22 protein-coding genes are annotated in these 26,055 nt (G+C 58.4%); 10 read left to right on the forward strand and 12 right to left on the reverse strand.

Going from position 1 to position 26,055, the window contains the following annotated elements; genetic code table 11:
* Positions 1-77: 77 nt before the first annotated feature.
* The 3 genes from J2741_RS07175 to J2741_RS07185 all read right to left on the reverse strand — a co-directional run bounded on the left by J2741_RS07175 (position 78) and on the right by J2741_RS07185 (position 3,114).
* The gene (locus J2741_RS07175; protein ID WP_209674340.1) at positions 78-896 is read right to left on the reverse strand and encodes a tetratricopeptide repeat protein; all 819 of its coding nucleotides are present in this window, start codon (positions 894-896) and stop codon (positions 78-80) included.
* Between the two features lie 225 nt (positions 897-1,121).
* A complete protein-coding gene (locus J2741_RS07180; protein WP_209674342.1) occupies positions 1,122-2,321 on the reverse strand; it encodes an MFS transporter in 1,200 nt (399 codons plus the stop codon).
* Between the two features lie 214 nt (positions 2,322-2,535).
* Positions 2,536-3,114, reverse strand: a complete 579-nt coding sequence (locus tag J2741_RS07185) for a TetR/AcrR family transcriptional regulator (protein ID WP_209674344.1) — start codon at positions 3,112-3,114, stop codon at positions 2,536-2,538.
* A gap of 187 nt (positions 3,115-3,301) precedes the next feature.
* Between J2741_RS07185 and J2741_RS07190 the strand changes: the two genes are divergently transcribed.
* Genes J2741_RS07190 through J2741_RS07200 form a run of 3 tightly spaced genes read left to right on the forward strand, consistent with a single transcriptional unit; the run spans position 3,302 to position 6,470 of the window.
* Positions 3,302-4,588 (forward strand): COG1361 S-layer family protein, encoded by a 1,287-nt coding sequence (locus J2741_RS07190; RefSeq protein WP_209674346.1) that lies wholly within the window; start codon positions 3,302-3,304, stop codon positions 4,586-4,588.
* Positions 4,570-5,784 (forward strand): ABC transporter permease, encoded by a 1,215-nt coding sequence (locus tag J2741_RS07195; RefSeq protein ID WP_209674348.1) that lies wholly within the window; start codon positions 4,570-4,572, stop codon positions 5,782-5,784. Before J2741_RS07190 ends, J2741_RS07195 begins: the two co-directional genes overlap by 19 nt.
* A gap of 2 nt (positions 5,785-5,786) precedes the next feature.
* On the forward strand, positions 5,787-6,470 hold the full coding sequence (locus J2741_RS07200) for an ABC transporter ATP-binding protein (protein WP_209674350.1): 684 nt from the start codon (positions 5,787-5,789) through the stop codon (positions 6,468-6,470).
* Positions 6,471-6,534: 64 nt separating this feature from the next.
* Here the strand turns inward: J2741_RS07200 and J2741_RS07205 are convergent, their stop codons facing one another.
* The 3 genes from J2741_RS07205 to J2741_RS07215 form a co-directional block, all read right to left on the reverse strand.
* A complete protein-coding gene (locus tag J2741_RS07205; RefSeq protein WP_209674352.1) occupies positions 6,535-6,885 on the reverse strand; it encodes a zinc ribbon domain-containing protein in 351 nt (116 codons plus the stop codon).
* A gap of 172 nt (positions 6,886-7,057) precedes the next feature.
* Complete coding sequence (locus J2741_RS07210) at positions 7,058-7,675, reverse strand: Yip1 family protein (protein WP_209674354.1); 618 nt, start codon at positions 7,673-7,675, stop codon at positions 7,058-7,060.
* A gap of 44 nt (positions 7,676-7,719) precedes the next feature.
* Complete coding sequence (locus tag J2741_RS07215; protein ID WP_209674356.1) at positions 7,720-9,936, reverse strand: sensor histidine kinase; 2,217 nt, start codon at positions 9,934-9,936, stop codon at positions 7,720-7,722.
* A gap of 403 nt (positions 9,937-10,339) precedes the next feature.
* Here J2741_RS07215 and J2741_RS07220 point away from each other — a divergent pair, with 403 nt between their 5' ends.
* Complete coding sequence (locus J2741_RS07220; RefSeq protein ID WP_209674358.1) at positions 10,340-10,678, forward strand: cupin domain-containing protein; 339 nt, start codon at positions 10,340-10,342, stop codon at positions 10,676-10,678.
* A gap of 179 nt (positions 10,679-10,857) precedes the next feature.
* Complete coding sequence (locus tag J2741_RS07225) at positions 10,858-11,793, forward strand: MBL fold metallo-hydrolase (RefSeq protein ID WP_209674360.1); 936 nt, start codon at positions 10,858-10,860, stop codon at positions 11,791-11,793.
* 125 nt (positions 11,794-11,918) lie between these two features.
* Here J2741_RS07225 and J2741_RS07230 read toward each other — a convergent pair whose 3' ends face one another.
* Complete coding sequence (locus J2741_RS07230; protein ID WP_209674362.1) at positions 11,919-12,200, reverse strand: NAC family transcription factor; 282 nt, start codon at positions 12,198-12,200, stop codon at positions 11,919-11,921.
* Positions 12,201-12,202: 2 nt separating this feature from the next.
* Complete coding sequence (locus J2741_RS07235) at positions 12,203-12,568, reverse strand: cupin domain-containing protein (protein ID WP_209674365.1); 366 nt, start codon at positions 12,566-12,568, stop codon at positions 12,203-12,205.
* Between the two features lie 91 nt (positions 12,569-12,659).
* On the opposite strand from J2741_RS07235, the gene J2741_RS07240 reads away from it, so the two are divergent.
* From J2741_RS07240 to J2741_RS07250, 3 genes are all read left to right on the forward strand, one after another.
* A complete protein-coding gene (locus J2741_RS07240; protein WP_209674367.1) occupies positions 12,660-13,367 on the forward strand; it encodes a DNA alkylation repair protein in 708 nt (235 codons plus the stop codon).
* Between the two features lie 265 nt (positions 13,368-13,632).
* Positions 13,633-13,860, forward strand: coding sequence for a dodecin family protein (locus J2741_RS07245; protein WP_209674369.1), 228 nt, complete (start codon positions 13,633-13,635; stop codon positions 13,858-13,860).
* Between the two features lie 277 nt (positions 13,861-14,137).
* A complete protein-coding gene (locus J2741_RS07250; RefSeq protein ID WP_209674371.1) occupies positions 14,138-15,130 on the forward strand; it encodes a hypothetical protein in 993 nt (330 codons plus the stop codon).
* Between the two features lie 524 nt (positions 15,131-15,654).
* Here the strand turns inward: J2741_RS07250 and J2741_RS07255 are convergent.
* Positions 15,655-22,299 (reverse strand): hypothetical protein, encoded by a 6,645-nt coding sequence (locus tag J2741_RS07255; RefSeq protein ID WP_209674374.1) that lies wholly within the window; start codon positions 22,297-22,299, stop codon positions 15,655-15,657.
* A 373-nt stretch (positions 22,300-22,672) separates the two neighbouring features.
* Here J2741_RS07255 and J2741_RS07260 point away from each other — a divergent pair, with 373 nt between their 5' ends.
* Both J2741_RS07260 and J2741_RS07265 read left to right on the forward strand, forming a co-directional pair.
* Positions 22,673-23,278: an antibiotic biosynthesis monooxygenase gene (locus J2741_RS07260; protein WP_209674376.1), complete on the forward strand. Its 606-nt coding sequence runs from the start codon at positions 22,673-22,675 to the stop codon at positions 23,276-23,278.
* 213 nt (positions 23,279-23,491) lie between these two features.
* Positions 23,492-23,989, forward strand: coding sequence for an HXXEE domain-containing protein (locus J2741_RS07265; protein WP_209674378.1), 498 nt, complete (start codon positions 23,492-23,494; stop codon positions 23,987-23,989).
* Between the two features lie 150 nt (positions 23,990-24,139).
* On the opposite strand, the gene J2741_RS07270 is transcribed toward J2741_RS07265, so the two are convergent.
* From J2741_RS07270 to J2741_RS07280, 3 genes are read right to left on the reverse strand one after another with little or no spacing between them, the layout of a single operon-like run.
* A complete protein-coding gene (locus J2741_RS07270; protein WP_245249441.1) occupies positions 24,140-24,889 on the reverse strand; it encodes an ABC transporter permease in 750 nt (249 codons plus the stop codon).
* Positions 24,886-25,803 carry an ABC transporter ATP-binding protein gene (locus J2741_RS07275; RefSeq protein ID WP_209674380.1) on the reverse strand — a complete coding sequence of 306 codons (918 nt, stop codon included), beginning with the start codon at positions 25,801-25,803 and terminating at the stop codon, positions 24,886-24,888. Before J2741_RS07275 ends, J2741_RS07270 begins: the two co-directional genes overlap by 4 nt.
* On the reverse strand, positions 25,804-25,992 hold the full coding sequence (locus tag J2741_RS07280; protein ID WP_209674382.1) for a hypothetical protein: 189 nt from the start codon (positions 25,990-25,992) through the stop codon (positions 25,804-25,806).
* Between the last annotated feature and the right edge of the window lie 63 nt (positions 25,993-26,055).

Raw genomic sequence — 26,055 nt, forward strand, 5'->3', positions numbered from 1 at the left:
CCGGGAAGAAAAAGGAAGAAAGGTTCCCTCCCAAAAAAGAGGTGTCCCGATTGACCCAGACCGTGCATCGGGTCCGCTTATCGTCTCCCGGCAACGAGCAGGGCCCCCGCCGCCGCAAGGATGACGACGGCCACTCCCAGCGGAGCTTTACCCGCGGTCGTGCCTGTCGCGGGGACCGTAGTCCCGCACTTCTCGCGAGCTGTCGCCAGATCCTCGGTTGCGTTCGCCATGGTCGGCCAGGGAAGGCTGTACGAGGGATTGAGCGCTATCGAACGTTCCAGCGACGAGATCGCGAGGGTGCAGTTCCCGGCTGCAAGGGCGATCCTGCCCTGGTAATGCCAGTAACTCGGGGAATCCGGGAATAATGCCAGTGCCTGGTCCATAGATTCCTGGGCCTTTGCGGGCTGGTCCAGCCCGAGGTACGCCAGGGCTACGAGGGCATAGGCATCACTGAAGGACGGGTCCAGGGCGACGGACGCCTGGCCGTCGGAGAGTGCCGCGGTATAGTTCCCGAGGGCGAGGTACGTTATGCCCCGGTTCGTATACCGGACGGCGTTCGGCTGGATCTCGATCGAGCGCGTATCGGCGGCGAGAGCCGCAGGGTAATCGCCCAGTTTCCGTTCGGCGTAGCCTTTCATTGCGTAGAAGACCGGGTTTCCGGGGTCCAGGGCGGTGCCGTTCTCTGCAATGGAGAGCAGCCATGGCCAGTCATCAGTCGCAATGGCGGCATAGCCTTCCGACTCAAGGGACGATACGTTCCCCGCCGTTGCCGGGCCCGTGGAGATCGACGCGGTGACCGCGGCCGCCGAGGCAGCCGTGGCCAGACAGAGTGCACTAAGGATACACACGAAAATGAAGAGAATCAAGGGATTTTTCACGTGGAATTCACCAGACATACCCTCTCCCCCGGGACCGATATCTGTTGTGAAATTCTCGCCGCTGTTTCCCGGATTTTTTTTGAAAGGAAATGGTAGTCTGCCTCGTGAGCGGGCTTCGACGGGTACATTCCGATTTTTTCAGGCTTTCAGTATAAATGAAGGGGATCGCTCGGTATTCGTGCCTGGTGGCGGCAGGACCGGGAACAATAAAAAAGGACAGGGAATGCCCTTCACCTCACGCGGTCAGGAGCCGGGTTCGCACGCAGCCGCCCGGGTGGCGAACCACTTCCGGCTGCGGAGCACCAGCCACCAGAAGAACGGGAGGGATGCGAGGGTGATCAGCCCGGCAATAAGGAAGACCGCATCGATCCCCCAGAAGGTCAGGATGACGCCGAAAATCAGCGGGGGGACCACGATCCCGATGCTCATCGCCGTATTGAACGCTCCCATCACCACGCCCTGGCCGAGTTCCCTTCCGTCGATGGCCACCACGGCAGTGGCGGCGACGATGGCGATGGCGTTGCCCACCCCGATCAGGATTGCGACTATCCCCACCACCGGGAGGAATTTCACGAATATCAACGCCAGGGTCCCGAATGAGACGAGGAGCGTGCCGATGACGATCATATGCGACCGCTTATACCTGCCGGAATCCGCCATCTTCCCGAAATAGCCCAGGCTGATGGCCATGGAAAAGACCTCGAAGGCGATGACCAGTCCGGTCAGGGTGGTGGAGTACCCGTACTGGGTAGCGGCGAGGACCGGGATGAAGACCATGAACGCCGAATAGGCGAAGGTGTTCATGAACCGGAAGAACAGGTTGGCCTGCATCCGGGGATGGCAGAACGCGCTCCACAGTTTCGGCGGGGTGCGGAATTCCGGTTTCGACTCGGGGAGCATCCTGATGCACAACAGGAACGGGATGAAGGACATGATGGCCATCACGATAAAGACCGGTGTGAATCCCGCTACACTGTAGATTGCCCCGCCAATGATCGGGCCGCTTCCCATCCCCAGGTAGAACACGTTCGATAACCTCCCCTGGTAGAGCCCCTCCTGTCCCTTTGGGGTCAGATCCCCTACGTAAGACATGGCCACCGAGCTGATCAGTGCGGAGGCGATCCCGTGGATGAAACGGATCACGAAGAGCTCGTATATGGATCCCGGGAAGATGTACCAGATCGAGACCAGGGTATAGAGCCCCAGTCCTCCGGTGATGAACCATTTTCTCCCGTACTTGTCTGAGAGGCTCCCTATGGAGGGAGTGAAAATGATTCGGGAGAGCCCGTAGCCTGCAAAGAGGGCGCCTACCCAGAAAGGGCTTGCATTGAATTCCTCGACGAAAACTGGCAGAAGGGGGAGCACGATGCCCAGGCCGAGCATGCCGAGGAAGACCGCGACCAGCAGGATATAGAACGGGCCCCGCCGGAGTGATTCCGCCATTGGTTCAATATTCGGGATGAACCTGCTATAAATCGTGCGGGTTTGATCCGGCGGACGCGGCTTGCGGGAATAATCGGGATTACGGAAGACAAGGTAAATAATCGGAGATCAGTGAAGAAAAGAAATTCCGGAAATAGTCATTAATGCACTGCCGCGGACCGGTCATGTGTACCTTGGGAGTTCACCCTGTCAGCGATACGAAAAGTCCGAACCCTCACCCGATTCTCGTCAATTTCCGTACCGTAGTGTTCCAGACCGTGCGGAGCTCGTCGATATCCATCCCCTGCATGGCATAGATCAGGAGGCCCTGGAAGAGTGCATTGAAGGTGCAGGCCAGGACTCTTACGTCGACATCCTCCCGGATCTCCCCGGCCTTCTGCCGCTCGGCAAGGAACCCGGCGACCACCTTGAGGAACTCCTCCCGGTCGGTCACGATGATGGACTTCAGGTTCTCGTCCCTCGTGGTGATTGCCACGCTCTCGGGCCCGATGTGGCTCAAAAACTCTCCCATTACGTTATCGAAGAATATCCCCGCACCTTCGACGAAGTCCCGCCCGGAGAAGGACTGGAGGATCAGCTCCTCGAGCAGCCTCCGCTCGTGCTCGGCGACCGCGATGAAGAGGTTCTCCTTGGTGTCGAAGTAGTTGTAGATGGTCGGTTTCGTCACGCCCATCGCGACCGCGATGTCCGACATCTTGGTGTTCGCATAGCCCTTCTCGTGAAAGATATCGTGGGCCGCGACCACGATCCGTTTCCGGACCTCGTCCTTGTATTCGGGATATATCCGCGCCAAATATTTCTCCCCTGGGTAATAATTTCTATACCTGAAGTATTAATAACTTTACTCTGGGTAACCTTATTAAACTTGAAGTTACAACCTCTTGTAATTCACCGCCCCCCCGTCCGGGTCGGGCGGGATACCGACCGCACGGGTCGTGCGGCTGCGCAGGGGCGGGGCCTGCAAAAAGAGTTGAACTGACATGAAACACCCTCGAACAGACAAGAATCGTATAGTAATCTCCGGAGCAGTCGCACTCCTGCTCCTGCTGGCGGCATGCGCCATTCCGGTCTCGGCCGCAGATAGTCCTACCGTGGTGGTCACCAGCTATAAGGTGACCCCCTCGGTGCTCGCACCGAACGGGTACGGGACGATACAGGTCACCCTCACCAATACCGCCGGGACCGCAGTATTGAAGGAATCTTCCGGGGTCTCTCCCGCGGGAGAGTTCCAGACCACGAAGAGCACCGATATCCCGGCGCAGATCGACAGCGTGCAACTGGTGGGAACCGAGATCAAAGTGATCGACGGGAACTTCAAACACTTCGGGGCGATCGGTCCCGGGCAGTCGGTCGATGTCACGTTCTCGATCCAGGCACCTGCAACGGAAGGGCTCTACTTCCCCGAAGTATGGGTGGAGATCAACGGCGGCAAGAACGTCCGCTACCCCGTGCCGGTGAACGTGAACGCCGACCAGTACGTGATGCAGAGCCCGACCCTCGTGGTCTACAAGGAGCTCCCGGAGAGCGTGAACCCCGGGGACCGCTTCCCCGTGAACCTGACCTTCACGAACGCCGGGGCGATCCGGGCGAGCGACATCGTGCTTACCACCTCGACCTCCAGCACCTCCCTCGGTGCCGTGGGACCGAACACCATCTCGCTTGCTCCCATAAACGGCGGCGAACAGCAGGCAGTGACCCTCTCGTTCATCACCGACCGGAACGTGCCGGTGGGGCTCGCGAAGATCATGCTCGCCATCGACTACAAGCTGCCCGACGGGACTCCTGCGCACCAGGACGAGGTGATCGAGGTGCCCATCAAGGGCGAGTCGGAGCTGGGTTTTGTCTCGGTGGACACCAGTCCCCGGAGGGTCGCCGCCGGTGAGCCGTTCGACATTACTATCCGAATCGAGAACACCGGGACCGGCGAGGCAAAGCAGGTGGCCGCGACCATCGACCTGCCCATGACCGGGACGAAGCAGTCCTTCATCGGGAAGATCAAGCCGGGCAACGATGCCCCTGCGATATTCATGCTCGACGGCGGGAAGAGCGGCACCTACGAGTACAATACCACCATCACCTACACCGACGACCTGGGGACCCATACCGTGACCAGCCCCATGTCCCTCCGGGTCACCCCCCAGGACTACACCGGGGCGATCGTGATGGCGATCATCATCATCCTCGCGGGCGGCTTTGTCATCTACCGCTACTGGTACATCCCCCGTAAGAACGGGAACGGGGCCCTTCCATGGGTAAAAAAGAACTGAAAGTCGCGTTCCTGCTCTCACTCCGGGCACTGCAGAGGGGAAGCCGGGCGAGCACCTTCATGACGGTGCTGATCATCTCGCTCTGCTTCACCAACATGATCTTCCTCCCCGGGCTCTTCAACGGGATCGGGCAGGGGATCACCACCCAGATCGTGGACTACGAGGTGGGAAACGTCCTGGTCAGCCCCCAGGCAGGCGACCAGTACATCAACGACCTCGACGCGACGCTCGACCTGATCAACCACATGCCGGGGGTGGAGCGGGCGACCCCGCATTATACCAAGGGAGCCACGCTCAAGTACCGGGACAGGGTGCTCTCCGTCGGGGTGCGGGCGATCAACCCCTCCGACGAGAAGTACGTCTCCCCGCTCTATACCAAGATGATCGCCGGGACGTACCTCGGCGACGGGGACACGGGCGAGGTGATCATCGGGAAGACGGTCGCCGGAGACGCCTCGGTCCGGCAGGAGGACGAGTTCGAGCCCTCGCTCGGCGGGGTCCGGGTCGGCGACTCGATCACCATCGAGTACGGGAACGGGTACACGAAGGATTACCGGATAAAGGGGATCTACCAGACGGGATGGGCTTCCTCGGACAGCACGGTCTACACCACCATGAGCGATATGGAACTGGTGGAAGGCCAGGCGCTCGACCGGGCGGACTACATCACCGTGAAGATCAAGCCGGGGTACACGGAGAAGTTCGTAAAAGACGAGCTCCAGGCGTACGGGGTCTCCCAGAACGTCCAGACCACGGCGGACCTGCTCTCCAAGGGTGTCGGGAGAGTGCTCCAGAGTTTCGCCATCATCAACATGGTCTCGCTGATCGTCTCGGTAATCATCACCACGGTGGTGCTGTTCATCGTGATCACTATCAAGACGCTGAACAACAGGAAGCAGATCGGGATCCTGAAGGCGATCGGGGTGCAGAAAGAGGTCATCATGCACAGCTACGGGTTCCAGGTCATTATCCTGGCCCTCGCAGGCATCGCGCTCGGGATCCTCATTACCTCGCTGCTCGCGCTCTACCTGTCGATCAATCCCATCGTGACCCCCGAATGGTCGGCGACCCTGTACCTGACACCGATGGACATGCTGACGAACTCCCTGATCCTGTTCCTCGCGGCGGGGATCGCCGGGTATGTCCCGGCCTGGCGGGTTGCGCAGGAAGACATCCAGAAATCAATGAGGGCATGACTATGATCAGGACAGAGAACCTCAGGAAAGTCTACCCGATGGGCGCGGTTGAGGTAAAAGCCCTCGACGGCGTGGACCTCGAGATCGGCAAGGGGGAGTTCGTGGGGATCATGGGGCCCTCGGGGAGCGGGAAGACCACGCTCCTCCACATGCTCGGCCTGCTCGACGAACCTTCGGCCGGGAAGATCACCATCGACGGGATTGACGTCCGCACACTGAACGACTATGAAAAGACCATGTTCCGGCTCTACAAGCTCGGGTACGTCTTCCAGGACTACGCCCTCGTCGCCGAGCTCTCCGTCGCGGAGAACGTCTGTCTCCCGGCGATGCTCCGCCACGACCGCACCCCCGAGCAGTATGTGGCCGCGACCAGGGACATCCTGAAGGAGATCGGGCTCTACGACCGGAGGGACCACGTTCCGGGCGAGCTCTCCGGCGGGCAGCAGCAGCGGGTGGCGATTGCCCGGGCCATGGTGAACCGGCCCGAGATCCTCTTCGCCGACGAACCGTGCGCGAACCTGGACACCGAGAACTCGCGGACCGTGCTCGACCTGTTCGCAAAGATCAACGACGAGCAGGACCAGACTATCGTTATGGTCTCGCACGAGGACTGGCACAAGGAGTACTTCCACCGGATTATCCGGCTTCGTGATGGGAAGATCGTGGAAGACACGGTGAAGCAGTAACCCCCGGCCCTTTTCTTTTTGGTGGGCAGGCAGCGGTGAAAAGAAAAAACCCGGCCGGGCCCGGTTAAATATTGATAAATCCGGACGCGTCCTTGCCCTGGTTGATCAGTTCAGCCGTCTTGTAGGCATCCACGATCCCGACGATCCACCAGATCGGGAGGAGGATGATCCCTATAAGCACAAAGATGAGCAGCCCGCAGATCAGCGCAATTACGAAGTAGAGGATCCCTTTTCCCAGCTGGTCGTTATAGACCTGGCCGAGGCCGGTCACGATGATCGAGAGAATCAGGGCGATGACCGGGTTCTTTTTTTGTTCCGGCATGGGGACCGGTTTTAACCTTCCCCCGCAGGTCGGGCATATCTCGGCATCGGGGTTGATCAGCTCCGCGCCACATTCCGGGCAGTACTTCGGCATAACGGTACTGTGGTGAAAGAATTGATAAATACCTGACGATTTCTTATCAAAATCCAGGATTGATAAGGATTTTCTCGATATGCAGTGAAATCTGGGCGATTCGGTCCGGAGAGATTTCCCGGAGCACGGTTCGGGCCGGCCCCCCCGTTCCTTTTTTTACAAAAGACCTTCGCTATCCCGGTGGCGCCCCGGCACCGATCCCGACGATCGCCAGATCGAGGGTCGAAACGATAAGAATCACCAGGATAAGTGCAATAATCACGACGTTGAATGCCTGTGACTGGGACAACGAATGGGCGTTCCGGACCCCAAAGACCAGCAGATATCCGGTCCAGAAGAATGAGACGATCACGATAAGAAAGAGTATGAGGGCTACAGAGGCCCCGGCCTGGAAATCAAAACGGGTCGCCGGTAGCACCGTGAAGATGCTGATATCGATGATGCCGCCGAGAATGATAAGCGGGACCATCGCATATCCTGTGTTCGCGAGGGTTACCCTAAAGGATCCGGTCTTCGATATCCAGCTTCCGACGACGAAGAGCACCGTGCCAACCAGGACCCAGATTAAAAAGGGGAGGATCAACATCATCTCCGGGACTGTCGTGAACAACAGCGTTCTGAGGATATACCAGTACACATTTGTCTCGTACACCAGGCTGGTGGCCAGGTTTGCCAGCCCGCCCACCAAAATAATGCAAAAAGGTACCAAAAGATCGGGTTTTTTCTGATCAAGCCCCGAAAAGAAAGAATCCGGGTTGAACAACAGGTCCCCTATCCTTCCGGCATTCATGAAACGTTGTAGACTTCACGGTATATGAGAATTATCACCCGAATTCACGAATCAACCGACGACTCCGAGGCGCAGGTGAAATAGAAGGTGGTCCCCTGGTCCGGGGCGGACTCCACCCAGATGACCCCTCCGTGGAGTTCGATGATCCGGTGCACGATGGCCAGGCCGACGCCGGTGCCTTCGTATTCGTCGGCGTTGTGAAGCCGCTGGAAGACCCCGAAGATCTTGCCGGCGTAGCGCATATCGAACCCCACCCCGTTGTCCCGGACGAAGAAGACCTTGCAGCCGTCCTTTTCGGTCGCCCCGATCTCCACCACCGGGTGCTCCCGCATCCGGGAGAACTTGATCGCGTTCGAGAGGAGGTTTGTAAGGACCTGCTTCATCAGCACCGGGTCCGCCCTGCAGGGAGGGAGGTCTCCGATGATGAACTGCACCCTGCTGGCGGCGGGGTCCTCGCGCAGGTCCTGGAGGATCTCCCGGATGAACGGTTGCGGATGGATCGTTGTAATCTGCAGGGAACGCTGGCCCAGGCGGGAGAAGTTGAGGAGGTCGTCTATCAGCCTCCCCATCTCGTGGGCGTTCTGGCGGAGCATCTCCAGGTACCTCCGTTCCTTTTCGGGGATATTCGCAAGGTCTTCGAGCAGGATGGAGGAGTAGCCCGAGATCGCCCGGAGCGGGGACCGGAGGTCGTGGGAGACCGAGTAGGTGAAGGACTCGAGGTTCCGGTTCACCTCGGTAAGCTGCCGGGTCCGGTCGGCGACCCGCTGCTCGAGCTCGCTGTTAAGGGTCTGGATCTCCCGCTCGGCCTGCTTTAACCGGGTGATATCGTTGCCGATGGAGAGGATCCCGATAATTGCGCCCTCCTGGTCCCGGAGCGGCTGGTTCGTCCAGGATATCCACACCACGCTCCCGTCTTTCTTGATGTTTTCGTTCTCGCTCGCTTCGTACTGTTCCGGATGCACGAAGAGATCGTGGATCTTCGTCCCAAGGTCGTTGCCACTGCTGTCAATGGAAGGTACGATTGTTCCTACCAGGTTCTTCCCGAGGATCTCATCCTCCGAATACCCGAAGAACTTCAGTGCGTAAGAATTCATGAACGTGATATTCGCGGCGGTATCGAACCTGAGGATGATGCTGTTCGCGCTCTGCACCAGGGTACGATATTTCTCTTCGCTCTCCCGTAGTTCCGCGATCATGGTCTTTAACCGGGAAACCATTGCGGTTACGCTCTCCTCGAGTTTCAGCAGCTCCTGTCCCAGCGGGGGGGAGAGGGGGTGGTCGAGGTCCCCGGCAGCGATGCTGTCCACGTCGTCCGCCATCCTGCCGATCGGCCTGGTGAAGGTCCGGATAACGACGAACGCACCGAGACCGCAGAATATGAAGGCGATCGCCCCGAGCGAGAGATAGAATGATACGCTCGAGGCGAGCGCCTCCCGGATGGGGAGGTCGTTGTAGGTGAGCTCGACAATCCGGCTCACATCTGAACCGTACCTGGGATCGCGGAGGTCGATGAACAGGTACCGGGTGGTCTCCCCCGGCGTCGCGCTCTGGACCTCCACGGTGGTCCTGTTGGCGAGAACTCCTGCCAGGAACTCCTTGAAGGCGGGGTCTGTGATATCCACGGAGGTATCGTTCACCCGTTCGCGGAGCGTGCTGTCGAACACCCTCACGTTCTCGACGTAGGGGTTGTCCTGTTCCACCTGGTCGATGAGTTCCCTGTCGAGGAACCGGAAGGTCGAGATCGAGGGGTAATCGACGGCAAGCCCGAATTCCAGGATGTACCGGTGGTCGGGAGTGGGCATGTAGGCATACTTCTTCCACGTCCCCGTGCTCTTCTCGTTCACGATCCGGTCGGGAAAGACCCCCTCGGAGAGACGGATCTTCTGCAGGTATTCGGCGAAGTAAGGGGCGAACTCCTCGAAGTTCAGACCGAGTTCACGGGGGTACGTGGTGTAGCGGATGGTCGAGTGCTCGTCGATCACGATGAGCTCCATATCCCCTCCGAGCGCCGATTTCACGGCCTCGAGGTCCATCTTCGAGGGGTCGCGCCCGGAACGTTCGTATTCTGCAACGAACAAGGGAAACGATTCCTCCATCCGCTTGTTCAGGCTCTCGTCGAAGACACGGAGCCCTTCTTCCTTGGTGATGAACACGGCGGCGAGGTGGTCCTCGGTATGGAGCTCAAGTGTCCGGGCGTTCTCGCGGAGCGTCTGCTCGGTCGTGAGGTAGCTGATGCCGATCAGGCCGATGACGGCAACCATCAGGATCAGGAAGATCGCACCGATGAGGTAGTAGGAAAGTGGATATCTCCGATAGAACGCTCTCAGTATATTCCCCCCGGTCCGTACTTAGCGATCTGGTCCGGGGATGCTCATGATACTTTGCAATGCACTCGACGGGCGGCACGGGGAGAGATGCATCCCGGGGAACGGTCCTGGTGAACGGGACGCCGGGCAGGCCCCTGTCTCCCGGGAGCGGCCCTTTTTTGGAAGTCACGGGGGTATCTGCCGTGAGATCCCCTGCCGGCCCGGCGGTCGCTCTGGTACACTATCGGGGCCGGGGATGTCGGGGGTCCGATAAAGCCGGAATGGGCGGAGGCGGTTTCCCGGAGGAGTTCACCCCGCTCTTCATAAGGTATCCCGTCACACCGGGATACCAGGTACCATGCAGATTATCGACGCCACAAAGATGCCGAGCTCGCCGAACCCTCACCATGTCGATGCACGGAAACTGTTCGAGAACCCTCACGCCGCGGTGGTGATGATCACCCTGCAGCCCGGGGAATCGTTGAAGAAGCACATCACTCCGGTCGATGTCCTCTTCTATGTCCTGGAAGGGACCGGGACCGTGGAGATCGGGGACGTGCACGCCACGGTGGGGAAGGATAACCTGATCGAGAGCCCGGCCCGGGTTCCGCACCGGTGGATCAACGAGAGCGGTGCGGTGTTCCGGGTCCTGGTGATCAAGGTGCCGAAACCGACGGAGGAGACGAAGATCCTCTAGAGGAACTTCTCCGGCAGCCCGGTTTTACCGGCCCGGGGCGGGAGTTCCTCCAAACGTTTTTCTGGTGCGACCGATAACGCTAATTCCTGTACCGGGTCCGTGGTGAACCCCAGCACCGGGAACACCCCGAATTATCACTGCGATACTGCCCGGGTCACCGAATACCCCGAGGCCCCACCATGTCAAGGAAGACGTTACGCCAGGCGGACCGCGTCGAGATCACCGTCATCACCGATAACTACACCGACCTCCTTATGCAGGAGGAGTCTCTGAACGTCCGCCGGTTCAAGGCACCACGCCCCCTCGCACCGCTCGCCGAACACGGGCTGTCCTGCCTGGTAAAAGTCCGGAAAGGGAGCGAGGAGCACTGCCTGCTCATGGACACCGGGATCTCCCCGACGTGCTTTCTCCACAACACGGACCTGCTCGGGGTGGACTGCGATGCGATCGAGGAGGTCGTCCTCTCTCACGGGCACTGGGACCATTTCGGAGGGCTCCCCGGGCTCCTCTCGCGGGTAGGCCGGGAGATACCGGTCACCGTCCACCCGGACGCCTTCTTCGAGCGCCGGATCAACCTCCCCCTCCCGGAACGACCGTCCTTTCTCCCCCGGATGGACGAGGAGGAGTTCGTTCGCATGGGTGCGGTGTTCCGGAAGTCCCGGGTACCCGAACTCCACGCCTCGGGGCTCGTGCTCTGCACCGGAGAGGTGGAACGGACCACCCCGTTCGAAGGCAGTGTCTCGTGGACGGAGATGAAGGTCGACGGCACCTGGACCCCGGATACATTCCCCGACGACCAGTCGCTGGTCATCAACGTGAAGAACAAGGGGCTCGTGGTGCTCTCCGGGTGCGCCCACGCGGGGATCGTCAACACCGTGATGCACGCCATACGGTTGATGGGGACCGACCGGGTCCATGCCGTGCTCGGCGGGTTCCACCTGAGCGGACCGCTCTTCGACCCCGTCATCCCCCCGACCATCGAGGCCCTGCAGCAGATCGGACCGCACTTCGTGGTCCCTATGCACTGCACCGGGTGGAAGGCGATCACCCGGATCGCAAAAGAGATGCCGGGCCAGTTCGTGCTGAACACCGTGGGGACGACCTATGTGTTCTAGAGAGCAGGGTGTACAGGGTTTCGGGTACTGCCTTCACGTTATCCGGCCCCCGTGCTTCCGGGGACTTATGTTATGAGAAAGGGTACACGCCCGATATACTACGGCCGTTTGCGGGGTGCGGGAGTCTACCGGGGTGTCCGGTCCCGGTATTCCCGGAGCAGGGCCTCGGCGTACAGGGCTTCCTTTTTCGTGGGGACGTAGTTGAACTCTTTTACCCGCTTTACGATCTCGGCCGTGATCGAAGCATCCTCGGCAAGGTGGAGCGCCTGCACCTGTTCGATGATGAAATCCAGGTTCTCGATGCCGGTCTCCTTTCCGTCGATCATAATCCTTTTCGTGCCGACCTTATCGGCTGGGATCCCGCCGCAGATCGAGCAGTAATACCCGTCCTTCTCGTTCCCCGCCATTGTCACTCCCGGATCATGACCAGCATCATCTTGAACCGCGTGATCGCGGACAGTGCGTGGGGGACGTTCGCCGGGAAGATGATGGTATCTCCCGCCTTCATCCTCGAGGTAGTCCCCGCGACCCAGACCTCGCATTCCCCGTCGAGGATCGTGACCACCGCGTCGTAGGGTGCGGTGTGTTCGGAGAGCCCCTCGTCCTCGTCGAAGGAGAAGAGGGTGATACTCCCCGCCTTCCGGTTGACGATCATCCTGCTCGCGACCGTCCCTTCCTGGTACTGGACCAGGTCCGGCAGGTGCAGTACCTTACCCAGGAGATCCGCCCGGCGGGAATCGTGCGTTCCGGGTTGTTCAGGAGTGAACTCCACCATGATACTCCTCCGGAACACTATTCGTCCGGGGAGGCCATGAGTCCTTCCACGTTTCACATCCCTTATCCTCATCAACCTCTCACCTGATCCCATGGACCCGGTCATCGCCGCCATCAGGACCGAACTTGCCGAACACGCCGACCCGGAGATCCGGAAGTCCTCGCAGCGGTTCTTCAGGGAGGAGATCACCTCCTACGGGATGAAGACCGCGACGGTGGAAAAGATCGCGAAGAAGTACTGGAAGGAGGTCAAATCACGTGAAAAGGAGGAGATCTTCTCCCTCTGCGAGGAGCTCTACCGGTCGGGATATATCGAGGAGTCATTCATCGTCTCCACATGGGCCCACCTGCTCTCCGACCGGTTCGAACCGGAGGACCTCGCGGTCTTCTCGCGATGGATCGACACCTGGATCACCAACTGGGCCTCCTGTGACGGGTTCTGCAACCATGCGGTGGGGGACTTCATGATGAGGTATCCCGACCGGGTCGGAGCGCTTTACCGGTGGGCCAGGTCGCCGAACCGGTGGATGCGCCGGGCGGCCTGCGTATCCCTGATCGTGCCCGCAAAACGGGGGCAGTTTTTGAACGAGGCCTTCGCGCTCGCCGATATCGTGCTGACCGACCCGGACGACATGGTCCGGAAGGGCTACGGGTGGCTCCTGAAGGAGGCGAGCCGGAAGCATCAGCAGGAAGTATTCGAGTACGTGGTGCGGAACAGGGCGGTGATGCCGAGGACCGCACTCCGGTACGCGATCGAGCTGATGCCGAAGGAGATGCGGGCCGAAGCGATGAAGAAGTAGGAACCTCTTCCAAGACGATACCCGGGTGATTGGCTCTCGGGAAAAGTACCCGGGGAGTATGACCTCATGAGGGTTGACTTTTATTCATCATTTTTCGAGTGCAGGCGACATACGTTCCCCGGGGAGATGATTCCCCTTATCGATTATCCCTGCTCCCGCCACATTCGAATTATCGGATCATGTTATTTCGGATTTGTGACAGGAGCGGCTGTTCCCGGGAAACCTTCATATATGCTGCAGGGTATCACAGGGGTGAGGGAAGGAAATGGCGAAAGCACACGAGCCCACCGTGGCCAAGGTAATCGAGCTGATCGGCAGCTCGCCGAAGAGTTTTGACGATGCGATCGCGAACGCGGTCAAGGAGGCCGCAAAGACGGTCAGGAACGTCAAGGGAGTGTACGTGCAAGACCTTGACGGGAAAGTCGAAGGAAATAAAATCGTGGAGTACCGGGCGATCGTGAAGGTCACGTTCGTCGTGGAACGGGAAGGGTGAAAATTCTCCCGGAATAATTCCAGAATCTGAATTGCATCCTTATTTTTTGTATTTTAGCTGAGCCGACCCGGGCACCATCAGGGGGAACCCCGGAATGTGACCGGCATCGCGTCCGGGGTGCAGAGCGGGTGGTCGCGTGAGGGTATTCCGTACAGGAAATCCGGCATAAAAAAACTCCAGAAAAACCGGGGATTCAGAAAAGAAACGGTAGATTAATACTCTGAAATCACGACGCATCTACTAGCAGGTCGCGAACCATTTATAAGGGGGTGCAGGCATGAAGAGATGCATATACCTAGTCATTTTTATGGCTCTTTGTACGGGAGTAGCCCTGGCGGACACAGGGATTTCCCAGGTTCCTGAAGCGCAGGATTTCACTACACACACCGTGATCACGGCATACGGGAGTTTCTCCCAGACCTCGGATCTTGTTCTGCAGATCACCGATGATCTCAAGGGCCTCTCAGGGATCCCGCCGCTTGGGGAGAGCAGCAGTACGGGTACTATCGATGTGGTGTCCTACCAACCGCTGGTTGAAATCGCCCAGGGCGAGGCCACGGGAGCCGTGTATTACGAATCGGTCTATAGTGAAGACACATTTTCAGGCGGCGTGGGGGCGATAGGGTATGTGAAAGACCTCGACCTCACCACAGGAGATGTTCCCGCCGGGCAGTCCAATATCGTGGCGGCCAAGCATATCTCTTATAACAGCGATTCCGGGGGCCAGGTGCTCTCCGATGACTTCATATCCGTTCACGGTTCCGGCAACCCGTCGCTTGCGGGAAGGTTCGGAGTAGGGCTCAATACGACTGCTCCGGGACCTGGTGCGATCGGTTCGGGCGGATATATCTGCCCGTTCGCCGATGGAGCGGGGTCGTTCTCGCCTGCATTCTGCAATGCTGTCGAGGCGAGCAGTTCGATTGGGATGACCAGCGCCGACGTGACCACCACCTCGGACGCCCGCTTCATCATGGCAAGTGCCGATCCCGGCGTGGAACTGAATCACCACATCAGTGCGATCGATTCGATCGGTGACGCATCGGCGGGAATGGATGCGTCAATCAAGGAGGGCCGGGCGATAGAGGACATATTCGCGTTCGAGATCCCCATGTACGACCCTAACACCGGTAACGAGTATGTGTATACGGGATGGGTCGGCCTCGGTTCGACCGAACAGAGTGAGGATATCACCACGCATTCCCTGACGACCGCCAGCGGGATTCTCACCAAATTTGATAAATCGATGTCGTATACGTCCGGTTTGAGATAGGCCGAAGTAATTCTTTTTTTTGATTGCAGTATACTCCGTACGTAGGGAATCGTGTGATGCGATAGTGTCGACTGAGTCATGCTCTTGGAAATGGAACATGATTGCGGAGTATAAAATCAAAAACCGGTCCAAAGTATTAAAGTACTCATTATTACCAGACATCGCGTCTCAAACCGGTTCGAACGGTTGAGATGGCTCTTGAACACAGTTATACTCTAATCGGATCTCCCGGAGTATCCACGAGGAAAGATCCCGAATGTTACAGTAACTTCTTATCGCCGGGCATCTGTAGCACTTCTGGATCCGAGCCGATTGCCTCGACCTGTAAAGTGTAATGACTTCCTGGGTGATACTGAACATTTTACTCGTAGGTCACGTTGTCATTGCGAAGGAGCTCCCGTTTCTCTGAATAATAATAAAACCCTGTTAAGGGCCGCATGATTCGTTCGATAACAGTCTAAAGAAGGGCAGTTCTCTCACGATTTTTTAAGTAAAAGAGAAAAAATTGAAAAGATTTTATTTAATTAAAAGGTAGTGATTACTCTCCCTTTACTGATCAAATTCACCCATGCTAAGGCATTCGTATTCGCAGCAGTGCTGGGAGTCGATATTGTTCCCGCTGCATCCTTTGCCGAAGCGGTTGTCTGCCATGATCCGCTCGTTCCGGATGCTTGTTTCTGCTCGGAGGCAGTGAGGTTATCCAGTCCCCCCACCGCATTAGAATTGGAATTGATTGTAACCGATTGAACTCCTCCATTGAGTATTTTATATCCCGATTTTGCTACGGTGTCAACGTATGCTTTGCTGCCACTCGCATTGCCCGCCTCGGTATGGGTCATTGCATTTAAGGCAAGATTATTGTAGGCGGTTATCCGGGTATTTTGCTGGGCGGTTGCACGCCCTATTACTGCAGCATCGTTATCTGTACTTTGTGTTACAATTAATGATGACGTTGCACTCCTCAAACTAGTCGGGTACGATGCACTTACTTTGGCATAATTTCCATTCACACTGTTTATAGAACCGGATTCGGCAGAGGACGAGGATCCAATTCCTCCGCTGATGGAAAGATCCTGGGAAGCGCTGGTTCGGGAGTTACCGGCGTAAACCCCATTGTTGTTGAGGGTAAGCGTCCCCAACGTAAATGCTGCCTTTGTGTATGACGTATCACCATCACCTGCCCGGGCATTGCCCCAGATTCCCCCGCTTCCCCCGGAGACAGTACCGCTCTGGTTCGCATAGACCCCTGCGGTGGAATTTGTCACCTGGTTGAGGTTTACAAAGCTGCCCGTTGCATCAAAGTTCGCTCCCACCTCGACCCTGTTTGTGCCATCGGTAGAATTGACTGATGCACTTCCCGATACGGCAGATACTCCCACATTCTGAGAGGCATTTGTACCTTCCGTCCCTGCATTCATGCTGTTACTGGTGATTGTGAGAATCGCAGGGATGATCATGGTAGATTTGGCCTCCGTGGTGGTCCATGACTGGTTAGCCCCGGAAATCGCAAGGCCCCATGTCTTTGCGGATCCGGTCAAGGTTCCGGTGACCGATCCGCTCTGGCGTGCGTGAGCACCGAGGTCGCCACTCGTGACCTGCATCATATCGAGCGATCCGGCGGTAAAGAGGGCCCCGGTCTCAGCGGTAGTGGTCCCGGCGGAAGATCCCACTGCTGCATTTCCTGACGCGCCATTAATTTCTACATCCTGGGATGCACGTGTGCCATCCGACCCTGCATCGACCTCGTTACCCTTGACGGCGATCGATCCGACTGCAACATTCGAAGAGGTCCATGACCGGTTGTCATCAGATGATGCATCTCCATAGGTATATCCGGTTCCCGTCACTACCACATAGCCGGTCTGGTTCGCAACCGCACTTCCTCCGGTGCTGGTCTTTTGTGTCATCTGCCCGGTAAGACCCAGGATGCTGTTTGACAGACTGCCTCCATTGGAATACCCTGCACCTATCTCGACAATATTTGTTCCGTCGGTTGATCCAACGGACGCATCGCCGTTAAATCCGACATTGTAAATACTCTGGCTTGCACTGGTGCTCCCGTCTGCGTAAACCTGGTTGTCAGTGACAGTGATCGATCCGGTATCGACATGTGAGGTAGTCCAGGACTGGTTATTCCCGGAAGTTGCATTGCCCCGGATGTACCCGGTTCCGGCAACGGATCCTACCACCCCGGTCTGGTTCGCACCCGCACTTCCTCCGGTGCTGGTCTTTTGCGTCATCTGCCCGGTAAGACCGGAAATGCTGTTCGACAGACTGCCTCCATTGGAATACCCTGCACCTATCTCGACAATATTTGTTCCGTCGGTTGATCCAACGGACGCATCGCCGTTAATTCCGACATTGTAAATACTCTGGCTTGCACTGGTGCTCCCGTCTGCGTAAACCTGGTTGTCAGTGACAGTGATCGATCCGGTATCGACATGTGAGGAGGTCCAGGACTGGTTGTTACCAGACGACGCGTTACCCCAGGTAGTTCCGTACAGGGCGTCCACGTCCCCACCCTGGCGTGCGTACGCGCCGGAACCGGCGCCCGTGAGCTGATACATGCTGAGGATCCCGTCGGTAAATTCGGCCCCCATCTCAACGGCATTCGTCCCATCAGAGGACCCGACCGCTGCATTCCCTGATTGCCCCCCAATTTCCACGTCATGGGATGCGTACGTCCCATCGGGCCCGGCAGACACGCTGTCGCTTGTTACGGTAAGTACCCCCGGGAGGAGAACGCTGGTCGAAGTGACATCCGCGTTCGTCCAGGACCGGTTGCTCCCCGATGAAGCCTCGCTCCATGTCGATCCGTTCGCGTTGAATACCGTGACGCCGCCGGGAAGAATTCCGAGCCCCGGAGTGCTGCTCTGGTAGGCGTTCGTACCTGCACCACTCCCCGTCTGCTGGTCCATGCTCAGGTAACCGGCACCGACATCGCCGACCCCGCTGGTCCACGCGGTGAAGTTCGAGGGGCTGGGGTTTTCGACGAAGTTGACCAGGCCATCGATATTCAGGCCGGTGGCGTCTCCACTCCCATCGAACTGCGTCCCGACCGTGGAATTACCCGTACTGTCCGATGAACCGGTAACGGCCCGCCCCTGCATACCCGCGATGAATACGCTTTGGCCGGCAGCCGTACCGGTGCCTGCATCCGCATGGTTACCATCCAGCACAATGATCCCGGTGGTCACGTTCGATGCGGTCCAGGATTGATCTCCTGCTCCGGATGTCGCATTTGCCCACGTCTGGCCGTTACCGAGAGCGACAACGGTCCCGCTCTGGGCCGCATGGGAACTGCCGCTGGTATCGGCATTCTGGTCGACCTCGATGTACCCTCCGCCGATATCTCCGACCACGTCGGTGACCAGACCGGGGAGGTCACTGAGGTCCTGCGAGCTCCAGTCTGTTTCAAGCAGTGCGGTGAAGTTCCCGCCGGAGACGGCTGCCCCGACTTCGGTGGTGTTGGAATTACCATCCGATGACCCGGTCGATGCACTTCCGTTGAGTGCGGCAATACTCAGGCCCTGGCTCGCGGCCGTGCCGGCTCCAGCAGTCACGGAGTTGTCCCCGATGGTGATCATACCCACAAACACATCGGATCTCGTCCAGGACTGCGCATCACCGGACGTTGCATTGCCCCAGGTGTTTCCAAGCCCGGCGATAAGCGTACCGCTCTGGTTTGCGTGAGCGCTTGCACTGGTATTTGCCTGCTGGGAAATGTCAAGGTACCCGAGGATGAACCCGGTCCCGACTTCCGTATCGTTCGCTCCCTCATGCGAACCTGCGGAGGCGTTTCCATAGATTCCAATGGAATTCAGGGTTTGTGCTGCTTCAGTATGGCCGTCGGCAACAGCATTGTTGTCAAACGACATGCCCCCGATAATTACGTCCGCATCCGTCCAGGACTGTTCGTCGCCGGAGGTGGCATTACCCCATGTAGTCCCATAGAGTGCAGCCACGTCACCGCCCTGGGCTGCATGAGCACTTCCCCCGGTGTCCGCCTGCTGGGTGATGTTCATCATGCCGAGGATGAACTGCGAACCTTCCTCGGTGACGTTACCCGCACCGTCTTCGGATACGGCGGAGGTATCCCCGTAGAGCGCAGCCATATCCAGGGCCTGACCTGCAGCGGTATGACCGTTCGCGGTTGCATTGCTGCCAAAGGACATGGCACCGACAAAGACCTCGCCCTCCGTCACGGACAGCTGGTCGCCTGACATGGCACCGCTCCTTGTCGCACCATGGAGGGCGGCCAGGTCACCGCTCTGGGTGGCGTGAGTGCTTCCCGCCGTGTCTGCCTGCTGGGTGGAATTCATGATCCCGAGAATAAATTCCGATCTCTGGATGGTGATGTTGCCCGTCCCGTCTTCGGACCCGGCCGCTGCACTCCCGGAGAGTGCGGCCATATCCAGGGACTGTCCTGCTTCAGTATGACCATCCGAAGTTGCGGCATTTCCGAAAGACATTGTACCCACCAGGAGCTCTGCCTCCGTTTTGGACAGATCGCTTCCGTGTGCGGCCTCGCCCCAGGTGGTTCCATAGAGTGCGGCCAGGTCGCCGTTCTGGACGGCGTGGGCACTTCCCGAGGTATTCGCCTGCTGGGTGGCGTTCAGGGTCCCGAGGATCACTCTTGATCCCTGGACGGTCGTGTTGCCCCGTCCGTCGTCGGATGCCGCGGATATATTCCCGTAGAGTGCAGCCATATCCAGGGACTGTCCTGCGTCGGTGTGACCGTTCGCGGTCGCGTTGCCGGCATACGTCATGGTGCCGAGGAGGATGTCAGTCTCCGTCGAGGACTGTTCGCCTCCGGATGTTGCACTGCCCCAGGTGGACCCGTACCCGGCACTCATTTCGCCGTTCTGGACTGCATTGGCGCTTCCCGAAGTGTCAGATCCCTGGGTGATATCCATGGTGCCGAGGATGATTCCCGACCCCACCTCTGTGACGTTGCCCCTTCCGTCGTTCGAACCGGCCGTGGTATCCGCCATTCCTGCGACAGGAAGAATGTTTCCGCCGACACTGACCGTCTGGCTGGCGTTTGTGTGACCGTTCGCGGTCGCGTTGTTGCCAAAGCTCATGGTGCCGACAAGGACATCGCCGTGGGTCCAGGACTGTCCTGTGCCGCTCGTCGCATCGTTCCAGGTGAATCCGTACCCGGCATTCACCTCACCGGTCTGGGTTGCATGGGCGCTTCCCGAGGTATCGGTTTCCTGGACTGTATTCAAGGTGCCGATTACAATTCCCGAACCATCCCACGTGGCGTTGCCCGTTCCGTCATTCGACCCGGCCGATACGCTTCCGTACAACGCGGCCAGGTCCAGGGACTGGGCTGCACGGGTATCCCCGTTCGCGGCCGTGCTGCCGTCAAAGGACATGGTGCCGACCAGGATATGCGCCTCGCTCCGGGATTCTTTAGTGCCGGAATCGGCCTCGCCCCAGGTGGATCCCAACGCGGCACTCATGTCACCGCTCTGGGCTGCATGAGCACTTCCTGATGTGTTTGTTTCCTGGACCGTATTCATCGTACCGAGGATGATTCCCGAACCCTGCACTGTCGCGTTACCGGTTCCGTCATTCGACCCGGCCGATGCATTCCCGTAGAGTGCGGCCATATCAAGGGACTGGCCTGCATCGGTGTGCCCGGATGCATTCGCGCTGCTGCCGAAGCTCATGGTGCCGATGAGGATCTCAGCATCTGTCGAGGACTGTTCAGTGCCGGAACCGGCATGAGTCCCGGTGAATCCGTATGCCGCAGTCATGTCACCATTCTGGGTTGCATGGGCGCTTCCCGAGGTGTCGGTCTCCTGGGAAATATTCATGCTCCCGAGGATAATTCCCGAACCTTCCCCGGTGACGTTGCCGGTTCCGTCGTCAGACCGGGCTTGGGCACTCCCGAAGAGTGCAGCCATGTCCAGGGACTGGCCTGCATCGGTATTCCCGTTCGCGGTTGCGGAGCCTTCGAAGTCCATGCTTCCGAGGACGATACGGGTGTCAGTCGATGAGGTCTCGCCTCCGGACCCGGCGTGTCCGGACGTTCCTCCCATGGCGGCAGTCATCGTTCCGCTCTGGGTCGCCTGGGCGCTTCCCGAAGTATCCGCCTGCTGGGTCAGGTTCATCGTACCGACTGCAATACGTGCGGACTGGGATGTCATGTTCCCGCCGTGGTCCATGGCGAAGGTCCGTGCGAAACCGGCAATGGCATCCATTCCCGTGTCCTGTGATGCAGCGGTGGTCTGCTGGCTCGCCGTCGTGGTCCCTTCGAACGTCATCAGGCCGGCGAACATGCCCGCACCGGTGCCGGAGCGGTCACCCTCCTGCGAATGGGCAGCACCGAATGAATTTCCCGCAATTCCGGCAGCCATGCCGCTCTGGGATGCGGTCGCACTGTGGTCGGTGTTCGCGGACTGGACTGCGTTAAGGATCCCCCCGATGAACCCGGCAGACTGGACCGCGGAATTGCCCGCCTGGTCATGGGATGCCGCGAACGCGGATCCGAATCCCGCGACCATGGCGACGTCCTGCGAGGCATTCGTGGTGGCGTTGGCGGTCGCAGTCGCGTTATACGTCATGAACCCGGCTCCCACCGTGGACCCGGTCGTCGAGTTCGCCCCGGTGAATGCGGTTGCGATGCCGAGCGTATTGGCGAAAAGACCGGCAAAGAATCCGCTCTGGCTCGCAGCGGCGCTCGTATTGGTATTTGCCGTGAGAGAGACGTTATTCACACCCACCGTATATGCATTGGACTCGGTTGCCGTAGTTCCCTGTGCATCACGCGCCCCGCTCACCGACGCCCCGGCGAGTGCATCGCTCGTGGTCTGCTGGGCGACCGAGGTGGTTCCCTGGCCGGCATATGCCTGTTGCGACGACGAAGAACTTCCCCCGTACGTCTCCGTATACGTATAGGACGAGTCACCGTCGTGGCTTACCGCACCGCTCGCCGCGAATACGAAGTCGGCCCCCTCGACAGTACTCTCCTGCGACGCGGTTGCCCCTCCGTTATCGCCGGCCGACATCGTGGCCGAATAACTTTCCGGGTTCTGTGCAATGACATTCGAGAGCGCGACATCGTGATCGGCGGTTGCAGAAAGCGATAACGACGAACTCCCATCATTTATGACAAACGTGACCGCTGACGCGGCGTTGACGAGAAACAGACCTATCACTAGCAGGATAACTAATTTCTTGAGTATGGTGACACCCCCAGAAGCGACCTGAAGTATAGGACGTTTTACATTTGAGTATATATGGACTTTGATTTATTCTGAATTTCCCGAAAGCTCTTCTTCCTATGCAAGATAAAATTATCGTCGCTTCCTCAAAATATTTTATAAATGTATTCTTTTATGTTTTCTGGGTACCCCCGGAGTTCCTCTTCCTATGCAAAATAAACTTTTCGCCTCTTCTGCAACAGTTCATCCAGGTATCCGGCCCCGTCCACGCCCGCGAATACCGTTTCACCTTTCTATTTTCCTCTTTTTCTTATCCAAGGAGCCGACAAGGTTTACTATGAGTGAAGGACAGACCTATCCGTAGAAGGTGACGAAGGTGGCCGAATCTCCCGATAACCCGATCACGGTGGTACGCATCCACTATGTACGACAAGGTTGCGAACCGCAGTTTGAAGCGGAATTAAACAAGCTCCTGGATCCTTTCACTGCCACTCCGGGTAACCTGGGACTCTTTATTTTCCGGCCGGGGAAGTACCACGACGGGGTGTACCGGATCGTCTACAAGTTTGCGTCCCGGGGGAACCTGGACCTGTGGCACGATTCCCCGACGTACCACGCATGGCTCGAGACGGAGAAGAATCTCACCATCGCCCCTCCGGCAACCAGGGAGATCACCGGGCTCGAGACCTGGTTCACGCTCCCCGGGCAGAACGTCCTCAAACCCCCGACGAAGGCCCGCCAGGCGGTCGTCACCTGGTTCGCGGTCCTTCCGGTCTCGATCTTCATCTCGCTCCTCACCGATCCGTTCCTTGAAGGAACGTCATTCCTCGTCCAGAAAGTGGTGTTTGTCACGCTGTTAGTAGTCATCCTGACCTGGCTCGTGATGCCGGTCATGTCGCGGATCGCTGCACCCTGGCTCTACCCGAAGGAGGATCAGGAGTCCGACGGGGAGAACGTGATGGATTCATTGTGAGAACGCGGGGACATTCCCGCTTCCCGGACCCGTTTCGCCTCCTGCCGGCGTTGTTTTCGCAGGTCGGGGCCACCGGACCATTTGCGCACCTGCGACAGTGCACTGCCCGGCTCTGAAGAGAGAATAATCCGGTAAACCCGGAAATTTTCGCAGGAATAATATAATTCCTCTTGTAAAGACGTATCTTACACGTAATCCGGGAAGGGAACAACAATGGACGCAACTATTCTCTGGCTGGTCCCAATCGCATATTTCATTCATATTCTCGAGGAAACCCCGAGGTTTGTCCCTTGGGCGAAGCGGTATCTTTCCGCACCCTCCACGTTCGGCCAGTTCGTCCTCGGGAACGTCATTTTCATGGCGTACGTCCTTGCCGCGGTGGGCCTCGCAATATTTTATCCAGGCGAATGGACGCTTGTTCTCGGATTGTCTACCGCGGCATGGGCATTTTCAAATTTCCTGATCCATGCATCCCTCACCCTCTACACGGGGGAATATTCTCCGGGGGTAGTGACTGCCAGCGCACTCTACGCCCCCATCACCGTATATATCTACGCGACCTTTTTGGAATCCGGTATGGTAAGCACATTCGATATCGTCGCGTCCGTCATCATCGGTTTTGCAATCATGTACGTCCCCACGTTCGTACAGGTCTGGAGAGGGAAGAAGAACCACCTTTTCGAGGACCACGCTTCACAAAAGAGTGAGTGATCGGTTTCTCCGGCGGAATCCCGGTGTGCATTATTGTTTCAATATTCCACGGGTTCATCCACCGTCCCTGTGACCGGACCGGGGCGTTCACGTCCAACGGACCCTCGTGACCGGGTGAGATGAAAAAATCCACCCGGGAATCGCGGATTTTTACAATCCCTTCACAAGGTTCCGCTTCTGGATGGCCTTCGTAGTAAAGAAGAACACCGCCGTCACGCCGGCAAGCACGGCACAATCGATAAACGGGGAAAGTACGGACGACCCGGCCATGGCGCCGTTGAACAGGTCCACGAGGTACGCCAGCGGCGAGCAGTATGCAAGGACCTGTGCGGCCCCTTCCAGCTGCGAGAGCGGAATGAAGATTCCCGAGATGAATATGAGCGGGAACCGGACCAGGTTCGAGAAGATCATCACGTTTGGCGGACTGTCGGATGCCGGCGACGCGAGCAGGGCACCAAGCGCAGCACACGAAAACGTACCGAGGATGAAGGCGAGGGCGAACAGCCAGGGATTCGTCACCGGGACCGGAACGAAGAATGTGCTCGCGATCCAGACAAGAAGGCCGATACCGAGCCCGAAAATAACCCCCGCCACGACATCGCCGAGGATGATGGAATCCTGGGTGACCGGGTACGAGAGGAGCCGCTCGTAGGTCTTCTCCCGCTTCTCCCACGGCGTGATGAGCGGGCCTACCGAGGATGCGGTGAAGAACACCATCATCCCGAGAAATGCCGGGAAGAACGTGACAAGGTCGAGCTTCCGGCCTACGAAGAACGCGAAGAACATGAAGAGCGGGAACAGGACCCCGAACATCAGGACGGGCGGCTTCGTGTAATAGAGCCGCATGTTCTTGCCGGTGATGACGAAGATACCCTGGAGGAGCACCGGGACTTCCATCATTCACACTCCGTGAGCTGCACGAAGGCCTCCTCGAGGCTCGGGCCGGACGTCGAAAGCGAGGTGATGCCAAGCGATCGTTCGCCCGCCTGCCCCACGAGATACTTCAGGACGAGGTCCGGGTTGTCGGTGTAAAGCCGCCACTTGTCGCCGCAGGGCTCGGCCCGGAGGATCCCGTCCGCGAGAAAGAGATCTTCTGTCACGGGCCGGTCAAACGAGACCTCGACCGATTGGGTGGTGTCGAACATCTTTTTCAGCCGCTCGGGGCTGTCCTGTGCCACGATCTTTCCCCTGTTGATGATACAGACGGTCTGGCAGAGCATGTTCGCCTCCTCGATGTTGTGCGTGGTGAGAAAGATCGTGCTGCCCTCGCCGTTCATCTCCCGGATGGTATCGATCACCAGCCGGCGGCTCTGCACGTCCAGTCCGCTCGTGGGCTCGTCGAGGAACAGGATCTTCGGCCGGTGGACGATGGCGCAGCCGATGCTCACCCGCTGCTTCATCCCCTTCGAAAACGTCCGGACCGGAAGGTGGCGTTTCTCGTACAGTCCCATCCGCGAGAGGATCTCACCGACACGGGCATTCCTCGCGGACCGGGGCATCCCGTAGAGCTGCCCGCTGAGGTGCAGGTTCTGTTCGGCGGTGAGGTCGCCGTACACGGTGCTGCTCTCCGGGATGACGCCCATCTGCATCTTGGCTGCGACCGGGTGCCGGTGGATGTCGATCCCGTTGATCCGGACCGTTCCCGCGTCGGGTACAAGCACTCCGGTGAGCATCCGCATGGTCGTCGTCTTCCCGGCCCCGTTCGGACCGAGGAACCCGAAGATCTCCCCTTCCCGTACAGAGAGGCTGACATCGTCGACTGCCAGGACGGGACCGAACCGCTTGACCAGGTTCCCGGTTTCCACTGCCGCCATTTATTGTTTCGCCGATTTCAGGGCCGCGATCTTCCTGTCGATCTCCGCGATCCGCTCCAGGAAGTATCCCTTATGGTCTTCGAGCAGCCGGATCTCGTCCTCGATCGTCATCGTCGCCGGGCAGCTGCAGGAGCAGCCGCACTCTGATCTCTCATTCGAGGCAAATTTTCCCGTCGGACTACAACACATACGTCGTTCTCCTCCTTGCGATCAATTACTATCAATCGGATAGTATTAAAAATACCCAGTGAA

It is taken from the genome of Methanolinea mesophila (genome assembly GCF_017873855.1).
Taxonomy (GTDB): Archaea; Halobacteriota; Methanomicrobia; order Methanomicrobiales; family Methanospirillaceae; genus Methanolinea_B; species Methanolinea_B mesophila.

What these genes read in the sequence shown, in the direction of transcription:
- J2741_RS07215 (WP_209674356.1), bottom strand. Translation starts at nt 9,936, where the DNA reads ATGGTTGCCGTCATCGGCCTGATCGGCATCAGCTACCTCACGACCGAG.
- J2741_RS07245 (WP_209674369.1), top strand. Translation starts at nt 13,633, where the DNA reads ATGGCGAAAGCACACGAGCCCACCGTGGCCAAGGTAATCGAGCTGATC.
- J2741_RS07205 (WP_209674352.1), bottom strand. Translation starts at nt 6,885, where the DNA reads ATGCCGAAGTACTGCCCGGAATGTGGCGCGGAGCTGATCAACCCCGAT.
- J2741_RS07250 (WP_209674371.1), top strand. Translation starts at nt 14,138, where the DNA reads ATGAAGAGATGCATATACCTAGTCATTTTTATGGCTCTTTGTACGGGA.
- J2741_RS07195 (WP_209674348.1), top strand. Translation starts at nt 4,570, where the DNA reads ATGGGTAAAAAAGAACTGAAAGTCGCGTTCCTGCTCTCACTCCGGGCA.
- J2741_RS07220 (WP_209674358.1), top strand. Translation starts at nt 10,340, where the DNA reads ATGCAGATTATCGACGCCACAAAGATGCCGAGCTCGCCGAACCCTCAC.
- J2741_RS07265 (WP_209674378.1), top strand. Translation starts at nt 23,492, where the DNA reads ATGGACGCAACTATTCTCTGGCTGGTCCCAATCGCATATTTCATTCAT.
- J2741_RS07275 (WP_209674380.1), bottom strand. Translation starts at nt 25,803, where the DNA reads ATGGCGGCAGTGGAAACCGGGAACCTGGTCAAGCGGTTCGGTCCCGTC.
- J2741_RS07190 (WP_209674346.1), top strand. Translation starts at nt 3,302, where the DNA reads ATGAAACACCCTCGAACAGACAAGAATCGTATAGTAATCTCCGGAGCA.
- J2741_RS07240 (WP_209674367.1), top strand. Translation starts at nt 12,660, where the DNA reads ATGGACCCGGTCATCGCCGCCATCAGGACCGAACTTGCCGAACACGCC.
- J2741_RS07280 (WP_209674382.1), bottom strand. Translation starts at nt 25,992, where the DNA reads ATGTGTTGTAGTCCGACGGGAAAATTTGCCTCGAATGAGAGATCAGAG.
- J2741_RS07175 (WP_209674340.1), bottom strand. Translation starts at nt 896, where the DNA reads ATGTCTGGTGAATTCCACGTGAAAAATCCCTTGATTCTCTTCATTTTC.
- J2741_RS07270 (WP_245249441.1), bottom strand. Translation starts at nt 24,889, where the DNA reads ATGATGGAAGTCCCGGTGCTCCTCCAGGGTATCTTCGTCATCACCGGC.
- J2741_RS07235 (WP_209674365.1), bottom strand. Translation starts at nt 12,568, where the DNA reads ATGGTGGAGTTCACTCCTGAACAACCCGGAACGCACGATTCCCGCCGG.
- J2741_RS07200 (WP_209674350.1), top strand. Translation starts at nt 5,787, where the DNA reads ATGATCAGGACAGAGAACCTCAGGAAAGTCTACCCGATGGGCGCGGTT.
- J2741_RS07230 (WP_209674362.1), bottom strand. Translation starts at nt 12,200, where the DNA reads ATGGCGGGGAACGAGAAGGACGGGTATTACTGCTCGATCTGCGGCGGG.
- J2741_RS07225 (WP_209674360.1), top strand. Translation starts at nt 10,858, where the DNA reads ATGTCAAGGAAGACGTTACGCCAGGCGGACCGCGTCGAGATCACCGTC.
- J2741_RS07180 (WP_209674342.1), bottom strand. Translation starts at nt 2,321, where the DNA reads ATGGCGGAATCACTCCGGCGGGGCCCGTTCTATATCCTGCTGGTCGCG.
- J2741_RS07210 (WP_209674354.1), bottom strand. Translation starts at nt 7,675, where the DNA reads ATGAATGCCGGAAGGATAGGGGACCTGTTGTTCAACCCGGATTCTTTC.